Source organism: Bradyrhizobium sp. Unk1 (genome assembly GCF_059512345.1).
The window spans coordinates 24994-38740 of the sequence record NZ_JCAMOP010000024.1; the positions used below are offsets into that span (position 1 = coordinate 24994).

Consider the following 13747-nt stretch of genomic DNA (forward strand, 5'->3'; position numbering starts at 1 on the left):
GAGCGTCCGCTGTGGCCAAACTAGGGCTTTGGGCGGATCGAGCTAGTCCCCCCTGAGCTCGGCAACCGATCGGGGCTACCACAGCCCGCCGGTACCCGGGCGCATGATGAAACCGGTCTCGGGCGGCGGCAACTGCTGAGTGCGTCCGTCATCATCGGTCAAACCGATCACCGAGTAGTTGTCCGAAGGCGCAGTGCCCGGTTTGAAGGCTTCCAGGATGGTTCGGCCGGAATCGCCCGGTCCGGCCCGCATGCCGGTCTTGGCATCGACCCGGACCAGTTTGATGCCAGCGGGTATCCGAAATGGCGTCGCCGGCTTGTCCGCGAGCGCCAGCTTCATGAAATCCCTGGCAATCGGAGCCGCCGTGTGCCCTGCCTGGGCGCTGCGGCCCAAACTGCGAGGCTTGTCGTAACCGACATAGAGACCGACCACGAGATCAGGCGAAAAGCCGACGAACCAGAGATCTTTCGCGTCCGTCGTGGTGCCCGTTTTGCCGGCGATCGGCTTGCCCACCTCACGCAAGGCCATGGCGGTACCGCCCTGCACCACGCCTTCCATCATCGAAGTGGTCTGGTAGGCTGTCAGGACGTCCAAAACCTGCTCGCGGCGGTCGATCAGCTGCGGTTCGGTCTGGTTCTTCCAGCCGCCCGGCGCATCGCAGCCACGGCACTCGCGCTGGTCGTGCCTGAAGATGGTGTGACCGTACCGGTCCTGGATACGGTCGATCAGAGTAGGTTTCACCTTGCGGCCGCCATTGGCGATCATCGAATAGGCCGTGGCCATTCGAATCACCGTGGTTTCGCCGGTGCCGAGCGCATAAGAGAGATAGTTCGGCAGCTCGTCATAGACGCCATACCGCTTGGCATATTCTCCGATCAGCGGCATGCCGATATCTTGCGCGAGACGCACCGTCACGGTGTTGAGCGACAGCCGCAGCGCGTTGCGCAGCGTGGTCGGCCCCTGATACTTGCCCACCGAGAAATTGTCCGGCCGCCACACGCCGGCGCCTTGGCCCTGGTCGATCTCGATTGGTCCATCCACCAGCACGCTCGACGGTGTATAGCCGTTGTCGAGCGCGGCCGAATAAACGATCGGCTTGATGGTCGATCCGGGCTGCCGGTAGGCTTGCGTGGCACGGTTGAACTGGCTCTGGTCGAACGAGAAGCCGCCGACCATGGCGAGCACCCGGCCGGTCGAGGGATCCATTGCGACCATAGCGCCGGAGATTTCCGGGATCTGGCGCAAACGGTATTGGCCCTCCACAGGGTTGCCGTCCTTGTAGAGAGGGTCGGCGTAGATCACGTCGCCGGGCTGGAGCACTTGCGACACCGCGGTCGGCGCTTTGCCCTTCGCAGGTCCCGCGGCAGCCCTCGCCCATTTCACCCCGTCGAGCGTGACGAGGCCGGTCGTGCGCTGCCTACTGACCGCGCCGCCGAGTTCACGTCCGGGCTGGAAGCCGATCCGCGCCGACTGGTCGCTGGTCTCCAGCACCACCGCCATGCGCCAAGGTGAAATATCGGAAAGCGACTTGATATCGGCGAGCTTGACGCCCCAGTCGCCGGATACGTCGAGCTTGCTGATGGCGCCACGATAGCCCTGCTGCTCGTCATAGTTCACGAGACCGGCGACCATGGCCTTGCGCGCCATCACCTGGATCTTGGGATCGAGCGTGGTGCGGACCGACAGGCCGCCCTCGTAGAGCTTCTTCTCGCCATAGCGCTCCAGGATATCGCGGCGGACTTCCTCGGCGAAATATTCTCCGGCGAAGGTGTGGGCACTATTGGCGCGGTTGGCGACGACGAGCGGCTCCTTGCGCGCCGAATCCGCTTCCGCCTGCTTGATCCAGCCGTTTTCCAGAAGACGGTCGATCACATAGTTGCGCCGCTCGATGGCGCGATCACGGTTCTTGACCGGATGCAGCAGCGCGGGCGCCTTCGGCAGCGCGGCGAGATAGGAGGCTTCCGCGACGGTGAGTTCATTCACTGACTTGTCGAAGTAAACCAGCGAAGCCGCCGCGATGCCGTAGGCGCCGAGGCCGAGATAGATTTCGTTCAAATAGAGCTCAAGGATCTTGTCCTTGGAATAAGCGCGCTCGATCCGCATGGCCAGCAAGGCCTCCTTGATCTTGCGGGCGAACGAAACCTCGTTGGTCAGAAGGAAATTCTTCGCGACCTGCTGTGTGATCGTGGAGGCACCCTGGGGACGGCGATTGGACCCGAAGTTCTGGATGAGCAGGAGACCGGCGCGGGCCATGCCGCTATAGTCGATGCCGCCGTGCTCGTAGAAGTTCTTGTCCTCCGCGGCGAGGAAGGCATTGATCACGAGCTTGGGCATCGCCTGGATCGGCAGATAAAGCCGCCGCTCCTTGGCGTATTCGCCAAGCAGCGAGCCATCGACCGCATGCACGCGGGTCACCACCGGCGGCTCGTAATCCTGAAGCTGAGAATAGTCCGGCAAGTCCCTGGAGAAATGCCAGATCAGGCCCGCCACGACGCCGACGCCCACCAGGAACACGACAGTTCCTGCGGTGAACAGGAAACCCAAGAACCGCACCAGCAAGCGCATTGTCTATTTTATCTATTCCAGAACGAAGCGCCGGGCGCCAACCTCACGTCGCGAATTCATCGGCCTACGCAATGACATCAGTGCCGGACTTGAAGACGCTTGCCGAGCGGGATTCTCGTCGATTTTGGAACCCCCTGCGGCATTTTTATAAAGCGCCCGCTGTGGCCAAACTAGGGCTTTTGCAACGGGACGGAAAATCCCCCTCAATTCGACGATCCCCGGGTCGCCTTTTTGGCGATCCCGACGTCGTCAATTCGACGATCCCCCGGTCGTCAATTTGACGATCCGGCCGTGGCCATCCGCTTGGTCAGGAACCCGTCTATCGCCTGCGCCATCGAGCCCACGGCCTTGGACCGCCAGCCCTCGGAGACCAGATGCTCGAGGTCGCCCTTGTTGGAGACATAGCCGATCTCGACCAGCACCGACGGCACGTCGGGCGCCTTCAGGACCCGGAAGCCGGCCGACTTCAGGGGATGCTTGTGCATCCGCACGGTCGACTTCATTTCGCCCATCAACAGGCGGGCAAAACGGCTTGAAAAGGTACGAGTTTCCCGCTGGGTGAGGTCGATCAGGATGTCGGCGACATCGGTCGGTTCCTCCGCGAGGTTGAAACCGGCGATCGCGTCCGCCCGGTTTTCCGCATCCGCCAGTCGCTGCGCCTCGGCGTCGGAGGCCTTGTCGGACAGCGTGTAGATGGTCGCGCCCTGCGCATCGCCCTCGGCCTTCGGCAGCGCGTCGGCGTGGATCGAGACGAACAAGGCGGCCTTGAGGGCGCGGGCGACTTTGACCCGGTCGTTGAGCGGAATGAAGGTGTCGTCGTCCCGTGTCATCACCACGCGGAATTTGCCGGTCTTGTCCAGCCGGTCGCGCAGCGCCAGGCCAAAGGCCAGCACCAGGGTCTTCTCGCTCTCGCCGCTCGACTGCGTGCCGTTGTCGATGCCGCCATGGCCGGGATCGATCACGACGATCGGGCGCCCATCGACCTTCTGCTGCCCGGCTTCCGGAGCTGCGGCGGCCGGAACCGTTGCCGGCGGCGCGTCGGCGATGGCGGGCCGCAGGTCGGGGCGCTTCTCGGGGGCGAGCGACTGCACGAAGGCGGCACGGTCGACCTCCTCCAGCTCGAGCACGAGCCGGGCCGGCTGGCCATTGGCGGCCTCCAGCACGTAGGAATTGGCGATCTTGGCCGGGCCTGTCAGGTCGAACACGATTCGCGAGCCGCCGGGCATGACCAGCCCGTATCGGAAGGCCTTGACCAGTCCCCGCCCCCCGACCCCGGTGCCCGCAGGCAGTTGAAAATTGACTTGGGGCACATCGACCACCACCCGGTACGGGTCGGCGAGCGTGACGGCGCGGAAGGTGACGGCCTGATCGATGTCGAGGATGAAACGGGTCTGCTTGCCATCGCCGGCCAGCCGGGCGGCGGAGGCGGTTGGAAAATTCGCTACCGCAACAGAGGGTTGCGGCTGGCTTTCCGCCGCGCTCAGGCGCCAGGAATCAGCACATGTCAATGCTGCGGCGCACAGAACCGCGCATCCCAGCAAAACCCTTTGATTTGTGCGGCTCGCCACCGATTTCGCGCCTCCGAGCAGCTCTTTTAACGCAATAGAACCACAGGGTTAATCGCCGCTTAATGACAAATTTACGAAACTCGCCGACTGTGACCGCCGTGCGACGCTCCCTTGCACGGTTGGTCCATTCCACGTATGTACGGAGTGCTGACGGCCGATATTTCCGGTTGTGTCGCGTTCAGCCTCCCGGTGCAGCGCCGGAACTCTCAAGGTTTGGGAATTCCAGCGTTTTTCCGTTCCCCTCAAAGACCAGCGCGGTGCGCGGCAGCGAGGTGGAGCGGGTCAAGCCCCGGTGGCGGACGGTCCCTGGTTACCACCGCGTTTCCGGGACGGTTTTGACAGCGACGTGACTCGTTACCCGGTCCCTTAATCCCAAGGGAGCGGTTCGTAATCCCCAAGGCGAGCGCGCTCGCGCCATGCCTGGCCAGCAGCAACTGATTGAGGGGCGGCCCCGCCGCCCAATGTTTCATACGGGCCGACGCTTGATGCGCCAGACTGTGCCGACGAATTCTGAAGGACCGTTCGCGACGCTGCGGAGTGACAATCCCGCGCGCCGCTTCGGTCCTCCAGCTTCCGATTCGGCAAGGCGCGAGAGACGGCGTTTCGGCCTTCCCCTCACCCCCGAATCAGGTCGACCGTCGCGTCACCCGGCAGCGCAGATCGCGCCCACGGTGAATCGCGCCCGCCGCCGCCAAGAGTTAAGACATGCCCAACAAGATGTTGATCGATGCCACCCACCCGGAGGAGACCCGGGTCGTCGTGGTCCGCGGCAATCGCGTCGAAGAGTTTGATTTCGAGACCGCGCAACGCAAACAACTGCGCGGGAATATCTACCTCGCCAAGGTCACCCGGGTGGAGCCTTCGCTCCAGGCCGCCTTTGTCGAATATGGCGGCAACCGCCACGGCTTCCTCGCCTTCAGCGAAATCCATCCCGATTACTACCAGATCCCGGTCGCCGACCGGCAGGCACTGATCGAAGCCGAGGAACAGGCCCATCGCGAGGCCGAGGAAGAGAGCGAGAACCGCTCCCACGGCCGCCGCCGCTCGCGCCACCGCAACTCCCGCCGCCGCAGTCAGGGCGAGCGCGTGCGTAGTGACATCGTCGAAGGCCTCGACGCAGGTAGCGATCCCGCCGCCCAGCCGGTCGAGGGCGAGGCTCCGCACACCGAGGGCGCGCCGCACGAGGGCGAGCATCTGCACGTCGATGCGGAGCATCACGGCGAGCACGATGGCCACGAGCATCAAGACCACGAACATGGCGATCATGATCACCACGATCATGACCACGAAGGCCATGATCATCACGATCATGCGCACGACGACCATCATCACGATCATGACCATGGTCATGACGGCCAGCATGATCATCACGGCCATGATCATGCCGACGAGACGCCCGCGGCCGTCGGCGCCGAGCCCGTGGTCGCGACCGAGACCGCTGCCGAACCGCAGGAGGCTGTCGCCTCCGAAGCCCATGCCGAGGCTCTCGCCGAAGCCGTGACCGCCTCCACCGAACCGGCCGACGCCGTCTACGCTGCCGGCGAAAGCACTGATGCGCGTCATCAGGAGGCCGATGAGGAAGACGACGAGGACGAGGACGGCGAGGAAGCCGAAGAGGAACACGTCGAATCCGTCGGCGGCGACGACGTGATGGAGGAAGTGCCGGAGCGCACCTTCCGCCCGCGCCGCCAGTACAAGATCCAGGAAGTCATCAAGCGCCGCCAGGTCATGCTGGTGCAGGTCGTCAAGGAAGAGCGCGGCAACAAGGGCGCGGCGCTGACCACCTATCTCTCGCTCGCCGGCCGCTATGCCGTGTTGATGCCGAACACCGCGCGCGGCGGCGGCATCAGTCGCAAGATCACCAGCGCCCAGGATCGTTCCCGCCTGAAGGAAGTCGTGCAGGATCTCGACGTGCCCGAGGGCATGGGCATCATCCTGCGCACCGCCGGCGCCGCCCGTACCAAGCCCGAGATCAAGCGCGACTTCGAATATTTGATCCGGATGTGGGAGACGGTGCGCGACCTGACGCTGAAGTCGCAGGCCCCGACCCTGGTCTATGAGGAAGGCTCGCTGATCAAGCGCTCGCTGCGCGACCTCTACAACAAGGAGATCGACGAGATCTCGGTTGCCGGTGAGTCCGGCTACCGCGAAGCGCGCGACTTCATGAAGATGCTGATGCCCGCCAATGTCAGCGCGGTGAAGCAGTATCGGGACGGCCAGCCGCTGTTCTCGCGCATGGGCGTCGAGAGCCAGCTGGATGCGATGTTCTCGCCGACCGTGCAGTTGCGTTCCGGCGGCTACATCGTGATCAACCAGACCGAGGCGCTGGTCTCGATCGATGTCAACTCCGGACGATCGACCCGCGAGCACCATATCGAGGACACCGCGCTCAAGACCAATCTGGAGGCGGCCGAAGAGGTCGCCCGCCAGCTCCGTCTGCGCGACCTCGCCGGCCTGATCGTCATCGACTTCATCGACATGGACGAGAAGCGCAACAACCGCGCGGTCGAGCGCAAGCTGTCCGATTGCCTGCGGCAGGATCGCGCCCGCATCCAGGTCGGCCGCATCTCGCATTTCGGCCTGCTCGAGATGTCGCGCCAGCGCATCCGCGCCAGCGTGCTGGAATCCTCGACCGATCCCTGCCCGCATTGCGGCGGCACCGGCCATGTCCGCTCGGTCTCCTCGGTTGCGCTCCAGCTGCTGCGCGGCCTTGAAGAGATCCTGATGAAGGGCGCGACCCACAATCTCGTGGTCCGCACCCGCACCGACGTCGCGCTCTATGTGCTGAACCACAAGCGCGGCCATCTGCGCGACCTCGAGAACGGCTTCAAGGTCACGCTGGCCGTCATCGCCGACCCGAGCGTCAGCGGACCGCAGGCCTATCTCATCGACCGCGGCGAGCAGGTGCATACGCTCGAAGCCGCCAAGGCGCTGCTGGCGGCGCAGGCCGCCGCAAGCCCGCCGCCCGTAGCCGAAGAAGTCTATGAGGACGAAGAATTCGATCCGGAGCTGGAATCCGAGGTCGAGACCGAAGAAACCGAAGGCCTCGCCGAGGAGCAGGCTGGCGGCGAAGCGGCTTCCGACCAGGACGGCCAGCGCCGCAAGCGCCGCCGGCGTCGGCGCGGCCGCGGTGGCCCGCGCGACGGCGAGGTGCGCGAGGATGGCGCTCCGACGTCTCCTGAAGTGGCCGTGGCGGCCAGCGAAGGTGAAGAGGATTCCGAGTCCGAGCAGGACGGCGAGGAAGGTGAGGACCAGGCAGCCCGCAGCGAGCAGCAGGGCAACGGCGATCGCCGCCGCCGGCGTGGTCGTCGCGGTGGACGCCGCCGTCGCGGTGGTAACGAGGAAGGTCTCGCTGGCTCCATCGGCGACGAGCTCGCAGCCAATGCGCCGTCGGAAGCGACCGACGCCGTGGCCGATTTCGACAGCTTTGGCGGCGAGGCTGCGCCCTCGATCGCGCAGGCCGAACACACCGCCGCCGAGCCTGAGGTCAGCCAGCCCGAGCCGCACGCCGAGGTGCAGATTGAGGCGCCGGCCCAGCCTGAGCCCGCTCCCGCTCCTGCCGCCGCGGACGAAGAGCCGGCCGACGACAAGGCTGCGCGTCGCCGTTCCACTGTCCGGGAAAAGGTGAGCTTCCTGTCGAGCAGCGCGAGCGAGCCGGCAACACCGGTTGCGCAGGCGGCTGAGCCGGCCGTCCCGCCCGCAACGGCGCCTGAGCCCGCGCCGGAAGCGGCAACCGAAACTCCGGCCTCGCCGCGTCGCGCCGGCTGGTGGTCTCGCCGGTTCGGCGGCGCCGAATAAGCCGAACATCCAATGCAAAACGCCCGGCACAGCCGGGCGTTTTTTGTTTCGACACGCACTTCGCTCGCACTAGGCCGGCGGCAGGTCGTTACCCAGCGGCACCGCGTCGCGCGCCGCGATCTGGCGAAGCTGGTCGTAGAGATCGGGCGCTTCGCTGGTGCAGAGACAGACGCCCGTTGCGGACGGAGCCTCGCCGGCGTTGAGGTAGGCGTGGCCCATGGTGCTGTCGAGATAGATGCCGTCGCCCACACCAAGGATTTCCGGCGCGTAGAACTCGGTGTGCACGGCCACGCGTCCGCTCGTCACCAGAAAATATTCCTCGCCGGCATGGCGCAGCAGCGGGCCGAACTCCTCGATCGAGCGCGCCCGGACCTCGGCCACGATCGGCACCATGCGCTTGCCGATCAGGTCGGTGCATTGATACGTGTAGGTGTAGAACCCGGTCGTGATCACCTGGCCCTGCCCGGCCCGGCTGATGCTCCGGCGCGCCGTGACCGGCCGGCCCTGCGCAGGACGCGGGGGCGCCGGATTGAACAGCTCGGCGATCTCCATCTTCAGGCCCGAGGTGAGCTGGAGCAGCTTGTCGTAGGTCAGCGACATCAGGCCGTTCTCGACCTTGGACAGGGTCGACAGCGCCATGCCGGTCCGCTCCGCCACCTGCTTGAGCGTCAGGCCTCGCGCCTGGCGGGCGGCCTTGAGGCAGTGGCCGAGCTGGGAATTGGCGCCGTCCAGCGTCGTCGTGATCTCGCTCATGCAGCAAGGCTACCACGGCGGCCCGAAAAATGTTGGTCGATCCATCTAATCTTTTCGTCAAGGTCGGGCCGAACCCGCCCTGGCTGACGACGAATTGGGCAGTTTTGTCGGCATTTGTACATGAATTACGCCGCTCAGACGAATATTGATGCGCCTCGCTTACTTTCCGATATGCTAAATCGTTTTCATAATCTGAAAGGGATTGGCATTGTCCGACCTGTGCGATTCCAGCGCCGTTGAGCTGCGCCGCCTGCTGGCCGCGCGGTCTATCTCGCCTGTCGAGCTGCTCGACGCCTGCCTGTCGCGCATCGCCACCGTCAATCCCGCCGTCAACGCCGTCGTGACGCTGGACGAGCCTGGCGCGCGCGCCGCCGCGAAAGCGGCCGAGGCGGCCATCCTGCGCGGAGACGATCGGGGCGCGCTGCAGGGGCTCCCCGTCCTGATCAAGGACACCCAGGACACCGCCGGGATGCGCTCTACCTATGGCAGCCCGCTGCTGGGCGACAACGTGCCCGCCGCCGACCAGGGCTCGGTCGCACGCTTACGCGCCGCCGGCGCCATCATCTTCGGCAAGACCAACACGCCGGAATGGGCGGCCGGCGGCAACACCCGCAACCCCGTGTTCGGCGCGACCGGCAATCCCTTCGATCCCTCGCGCTCGGCGGCCGGCTCCTCCGGCGGCTCTGCGGTCGCACTCGCCTGCGGCATGGCCCCGCTCGCCTCGGGCTCGGATACCGGCGGCTCCTTGCGCAATCCGGCCGGCTTCTCCGGCATCGTCGGCATGCGTCCGTCCTACGGTCTCGTGCCCAGTGAAAAGCGCATCTTCGGCTGGTCGAACCTGTCGACCGACGGACCGATGGCCCGCAACGTCGCCGACGCCGCACTGATGCTGTCGGTGATGGCGAGCGACGATGCCCGCGATCCGCTCGCCTACACCCTGCCCGGCGAGCCGCTACGTGCACGCGCCGAGCGCTGGGCTAACCCGCGCCCCGCAGAGCTCGCCAAGCTGCGTCTCGCTTTCACCGAAGATTTCGGCTTCGCACCGACCGAGCAGGCGATCCGCCGCGTGTTCCGCCATCGCGTGAGCAAGCTTGCACCGCTGTTCGCCGAAAGTCGCGAGGCGACGCCCGACTGCACCGGCGCCGACGATACTTTTGCCGTGCTGCGTGCGGGCATGTTCCTGGCGACGCATGGCAAGAACTACAAGGAGCGTCCCGGGATGCTCGGTCCCAACGTGCGCGCCAATGTCGAGGAAGGCCTTGGCTACACGCTCGAAGACCAGGCGCGCGCTTCCACGACGCAGACTCGGATCTATCGCGCCTACCAGACCTTTTTCGCAAATTGCGACGTGCTGGTCAGCCCCACCATCACGCTCAGTCCGCGACCATGGTCGGAGCCCCATCCCGCCGAGATCGACGGCGTGCCGACGAAATCCTATTTCCACTGGCTCGCGCTCGCTTACGCCGTGACGCTCGCAGGCCACCCGGCGATCAGCATTCCGCTTGGGCTCGATGAAGCCGGCCTGCCGTTCGGCCTCCAGATCGTGGGCCCGCGCGGCGGCGATGCCATCGTGCTCTCGGTCGCCGCGAGCATTGAAGCTGCGTTCGCGAACGATGCGCAATTGTGCCGGCCGGTGCCTGACCTCGCACGGCTCGCCGCAGCGCCCCCGCTGTCGGCCGCGCCCGGCTTCCTCACCTGGGAATAGACCGGGATCGCCGGCGCGACGGAGATGAGCATGACGGAATTGCCGAGGAAGACCAGCGTCACCGCATTCGTCCTGCTCTACATCGCCTACTGCATCTCCTATATCGACCGCGCCGCGATCTCGCTGGCACTGGCGCAGATCGGCAAGGATTTCAACCTCCAGGCCGCCGATCTCGGCATCGTCATCAGCGCGTTCTTCCTCGGCTACGCCGCGATGCAGGTGCCCGGCGGATGGCTTTCCGACCGCTTCGGGTCGAAATATGTCGTGATCGTCACCATCGTGATGTGGTCGCTGTTCACGGCGTTCACGAGTCTTGCCTGGTCGCTCACCTCGCTGATCGCGATCCGCTTTATCTTCGGCATCGCCGAGGGCGGCTTTCCGCCGGCGAGCATTCGCGCCGTCGCGGAAGTGTTTCGGAAGGACAGCCGGCCAAAGATGTCGGCGCTGCTGCTGTCGTCCAACTATGCCGGCAGCATGGTCGCGCCGCTGATCATGGCGCCGCTGATCCTCTGGCTCGGCTGGCGTCACGCCTTCAACGCGATCGGCATTGCCGGCATCGTCTTCGCGGTCGTCTATTTCGTCTGCGTCCCGTATCTGGGACGCCCGGGCGAGGCCGGTACAGGTACAGCCGACAAGGCCGAAAGCCGTGCGCCGATGCGCGAGCTGATGAAGAATCCGCTGCTGTGGCAGCTGATGGTGGTGTGGTTCGGGCTCAGCTGCGTCAACAAGGGCCTGGATTCCTGGATGCCGTCTATCTGCTCCAGCAGCGCGGGCTCGACCTCAAGACCGTCGGCGTGGTGGCGCCGATCCCGTTCGTGATGGCGACGATCGCGACCGCGAGCGGCGGCTGGGTGATGACGACGTTCTTCGCCGAGCGTGAAAAATACCTGCTGATCGGCAGCTCCGCGTTGACCGGCATCTTCCTCTACGCCATGTACAAGGCGGAGACGATCACGATGCTGATCGTCTTCCAGTCGCTGGTCTATTTCTTCAAATCCTTCGTGCTGGCTTCAGTGGTTGCACTTCCGACCAAACTGCTCCGCGACGACCAGATCGGATCCGGGATCGGCATGGTCAATCTCGGCGGCCAGAGCGCGGGATTCATCGCCCCCGTCGCCATCGGCTTCATCGTGACCGGAACCGGTTCGTTCGATGCCGCCTTCGGCTTCCTCGTGGCGATGACGGCGTTGTCCGTCGTGGTCGCCGCCACCATCAACACAGCCCAGCCGAGGCTCGCCCCGCAACCGGTCTGACAGGAGAGTTCTGCCAATGCAAAGCGCGATTGTTCTCGGCGGCGGCATGATCGGCGTGAGCGCGGCGCTACACCTCCGGCGGCGCGGCTGGTCGGTCACGCTCGTCGACCGCAGGGAGCCGGGCCGCGAGACCAGCTACGGCAATGCCGGAATGATCCAGGCCGAAGCCGTGCGTCCCTATCCGATGCCGCGCGACCTCGCTTCGCTCCTGAAGATCGCGACCGGCCGCACCAACGACGTGCGCTACAGCCTGTCGTCGCTTCATCTCCATATCGAGCCCCTGCTCCGCTACTGGTGGCATTCGGCGCCGAAGCGGCATCGCGAGGCGATCGACGCCTGGGCGCGGCTGATCGCCTACGCGACGGCGGAGCACGACATCCTCATTCGCGAAGCCCATGCCGACAATCTGATCCGCCGCGCGGGCTATCGGCATCTGCATCGCGACGCGGCTTCGTTCGATCTCGCCGTCAAGTCGGCGGAAGACGACCAGCGCGAATTCGGCGTCAGGTTTCGCGCGCTCTCGGGAGCCGAGCTCGCCAAGGCCGAACCGATCCTGCGCGACGACCTGCCCGGTGCGATCCATTGGCTCGACACCTGGACCGTGTCCGATCCCGGTGCACTGGTCACGGCCTATGCCGAGCTATTCGAGCGCCTCGGCGGCACCATCGTGCTCGGCGATGCCCAGACCCTGCGGCAGACCGCGACCGGCTGGTCGGTCGACACGGACCAGGGAGCCATCGACGCTGCGGCCGCCGTCGTGACGCTCGGGCCCTGGTCGCCCAACCTCCTGCACAAATTCGGCTATCGCATTCCGCTGGTGCGCAAGCGCGGTTATCACATGCATTACAGCGGCGGCGCATCACTCGATCTGCCGCTGGTCGACAAGGCCGGTGGCTACGCCATGGGTCCGATGGCGAAGGGCATCCGCATCACCACGGGCGCGGAATTGACGGGCATGGACGCGCTCGCCACGCCCGTGCAGCTCGCCAGTGCCGAAGCTTCGGCGCGAGAGCTGATCGATCTCGGCAAGCGCGTCGAGCCGGATCCGTGGTTCGGCACCCGCCCTTGCACGCCCGACATGCTGCCGGTGCTCGGGCGAGCTCCGCGTCACCCGGGTCTCTGGATGAATTTCGGCCACGGCCACCAGGGCTTTACCCTTGGGCCCGCGACCGGCCGCCTGCTCGCCGAGATGATGAGCGGCGAGACGCCGGCGATCGATCCGGCCCCGTACCGGCCCGAGCGGTTCTAGCAGTCGGCGCGCTCGGCCAGCAGCTTCCTGATGCGGTCGGCATCTTCAGGCGTCGCCGGATTGTAGACGATCATGCTGAGATCGGAGCGGCCCTCGACATTGAAGCTCGAATATTCGAACGACATCGTGCCGTGAACGGGATGCCGCAGCCGCTTGGTGCCGTCGCCATGATGGCGCACGTCATTGTCGCGCCAGAGCGCCGCGAATTCCGGACTGGTCCGGCAGAGCTCGTCGACGAAATCGGCGACATGCGAGACGGCGCCCGCCCGCGCCGCGTCTGCCCTGAATGCGGCCACCACGAAGCGCGCCACACTGTCCCAGTCATATTGCGCGGCGCGCACGCGCGGATCGCAGAAGATGAAGCGCAGGATGTTGCGCTGTCCCGGCGGGATCGCGCCGTAGTCGGTCAGCACGACGCTTGCGGCGCGATTCCAGGCGACGACGTCCCAGGTCGCGGTGCGTACCAGCGCCGGGCTGAATGAGAGCGCATCGAGCACGCGTTGCAGCCGCGGCGAGACGCCTTCGCTCGCCTGGTAGCGCACCTCGGGTGGGCGGCCGAGGCCGATCAGGAACAGGTGCTCGCGCTCGACATCGGTCAGCATCAACGCGCGCGCAATCCGGTCGAGCACGTCGGCCGATGGCGCCCCGCCGCGGCCCTGCTCCAGCCAAGTGTACCAGGTCGAGCTGATGTTGGCACGCTGGGCCACTTCCTCCCGGCGCAGACCCGGCGTGCGCCTGCGGCTGCCGGAGAAGCCGAACGCGGCTGGATCGAGCCGGGTGCGACGGTCCTTCAGATAGGCCCCAAGCAAGTTCTCGGCAGCAGCGCTCTCGCTCATCCTGTTAGCTTTTATACCCT

General features: G+C 65.7%; 10 protein-coding genes. 5 read left to right on the top strand and 5 right to left on the bottom strand.

The window, feature by feature from the left end; translation table 11 throughout:
- Window positions 1-75: 75 nt before the first annotated feature.
- The 3 genes from AC5ZFO_RS27860 to AC5ZFO_RS27870 form a co-directional block, all read right to left on the bottom strand.
- Window positions 76-2565 carry a penicillin-binding protein 1A gene (locus tag AC5ZFO_RS27860; protein WP_282519477.1) on the bottom strand — a complete coding sequence of 830 codons (2490 nt, stop codon included), beginning with the start codon at window positions 2563-2565 and terminating at the stop codon, window positions 76-78.
- Between the two features lie 272 nt (window positions 2566-2837).
- The gene (locus AC5ZFO_RS27865; protein WP_282519478.1) at window positions 2838-4133 is read right to left on the bottom strand and encodes an N-acetylmuramoyl-L-alanine amidase; all 1296 of its coding nucleotides are present in this window, start codon (window positions 4131-4133) and stop codon (window positions 2838-2840) included.
- Between the two features lie 615 nt (window positions 4134-4748).
- Window positions 4749-5516 carry a hypothetical protein gene (locus AC5ZFO_RS27870; protein ID WP_282519479.1) on the bottom strand — a complete coding sequence of 256 codons (768 nt, stop codon included), beginning with the start codon at window positions 5514-5516 and terminating at the stop codon, window positions 4749-4751.
- 36 nt (window positions 5517-5552) lie between these two features.
- Between AC5ZFO_RS27870 and AC5ZFO_RS27875 the strand changes: the two genes are divergently transcribed.
- Entirely contained in the window at window positions 5553-7931 is a 2379-nt protein-coding gene (locus tag AC5ZFO_RS27875; RefSeq protein WP_496122836.1) for an Rne/Rng family ribonuclease, read from the top strand.
- A 69-nt stretch (window positions 7932-8000) separates the two neighbouring features.
- Here the strand turns inward: AC5ZFO_RS27875 and AC5ZFO_RS27880 are convergent, their stop codons facing one another.
- A complete protein-coding gene (locus tag AC5ZFO_RS27880; RefSeq protein ID WP_282519481.1) occupies window positions 8001-8684 on the bottom strand; it encodes a helix-turn-helix domain-containing protein in 684 nt (227 codons plus the stop codon).
- Between the two features lie 208 nt (window positions 8685-8892).
- Here AC5ZFO_RS27880 and AC5ZFO_RS27885 point away from each other — a divergent pair, with 208 nt between their 5' ends.
- The 4 genes from AC5ZFO_RS27885 to AC5ZFO_RS27900 are packed head-to-tail and all read left to right on the top strand — an operon-like array spanning window position 8893 to window position 12891.
- Complete coding sequence (locus tag AC5ZFO_RS27885; protein ID WP_496122837.1) at window positions 8893-10389, top strand: amidase; 1497 nt, start codon at window positions 8893-8895, stop codon at window positions 10387-10389.
- Window positions 10390-10419: 30 nt separating this feature from the next.
- Window positions 10420-11208 carry an MFS transporter gene (locus AC5ZFO_RS27890; protein ID WP_496122838.1) on the top strand — a complete coding sequence of 263 codons (789 nt, stop codon included), beginning with the start codon at window positions 10420-10422 and terminating at the stop codon, window positions 11206-11208.
- On the top strand, window positions 11184-11642 hold the full coding sequence (locus AC5ZFO_RS27895) for an MFS transporter (RefSeq protein WP_496122839.1): 459 nt from the start codon (window positions 11184-11186) through the stop codon (window positions 11640-11642). Before AC5ZFO_RS27890 ends, AC5ZFO_RS27895 begins: the two co-directional genes overlap by 25 nt.
- A 16-nt stretch (window positions 11643-11658) precedes the next feature.
- The gene (locus AC5ZFO_RS27900; RefSeq protein ID WP_282519484.1) at window positions 11659-12891 is read left to right on the top strand and encodes an NAD(P)/FAD-dependent oxidoreductase; all 1233 of its coding nucleotides are present in this window, start codon (window positions 11659-11661) and stop codon (window positions 12889-12891) included.
- On the opposite strand, the gene AC5ZFO_RS27905 is transcribed toward AC5ZFO_RS27900, so the two are convergent.
- Window positions 12888-13727, bottom strand: a complete 840-nt coding sequence (locus AC5ZFO_RS27905; RefSeq protein WP_282519485.1) for a helix-turn-helix transcriptional regulator — start codon at window positions 13725-13727, stop codon at window positions 12888-12890. The two genes, AC5ZFO_RS27900 and AC5ZFO_RS27905, sit on opposite strands and share 4 nt — an antisense overlap.
- Between the last annotated feature and the right edge of the window lie 20 nt (window positions 13728-13747).

Excerpts from the sequence above, each read along its gene's own strand:
- AC5ZFO_RS27900 (WP_282519484.1), top strand. The coding sequence starts at position 11,659 with ATGCAAAGCGCGATTGTTCTCGGCGGCGGCATGATCGGCGTGAGCGCG.
- AC5ZFO_RS27905 (WP_282519485.1), bottom strand. The coding sequence starts at position 13,727 with ATGAGCGAGAGCGCTGCTGCCGAGAACTTGCTTGGGGCCTATCTGAAG.
- AC5ZFO_RS27890 (WP_496122838.1), top strand. The coding sequence starts at position 10,420 with ATGACGGAATTGCCGAGGAAGACCAGCGTCACCGCATTCGTCCTGCTC.
- AC5ZFO_RS27880 (WP_282519481.1), bottom strand. The coding sequence starts at position 8,684 with ATGAGCGAGATCACGACGACGCTGGACGGCGCCAATTCCCAGCTCGGC.
- AC5ZFO_RS27860 (WP_282519477.1), bottom strand. The coding sequence starts at position 2,565 with ATGCGCTTGCTGGTGCGGTTCTTGGGTTTCCTGTTCACCGCAGGAACT.
- AC5ZFO_RS27870 (WP_282519479.1), bottom strand. The coding sequence starts at position 5,516 with ATGATCATGGCCGTGATGATCATGCTGGCCGTCATGACCATGGTCATG.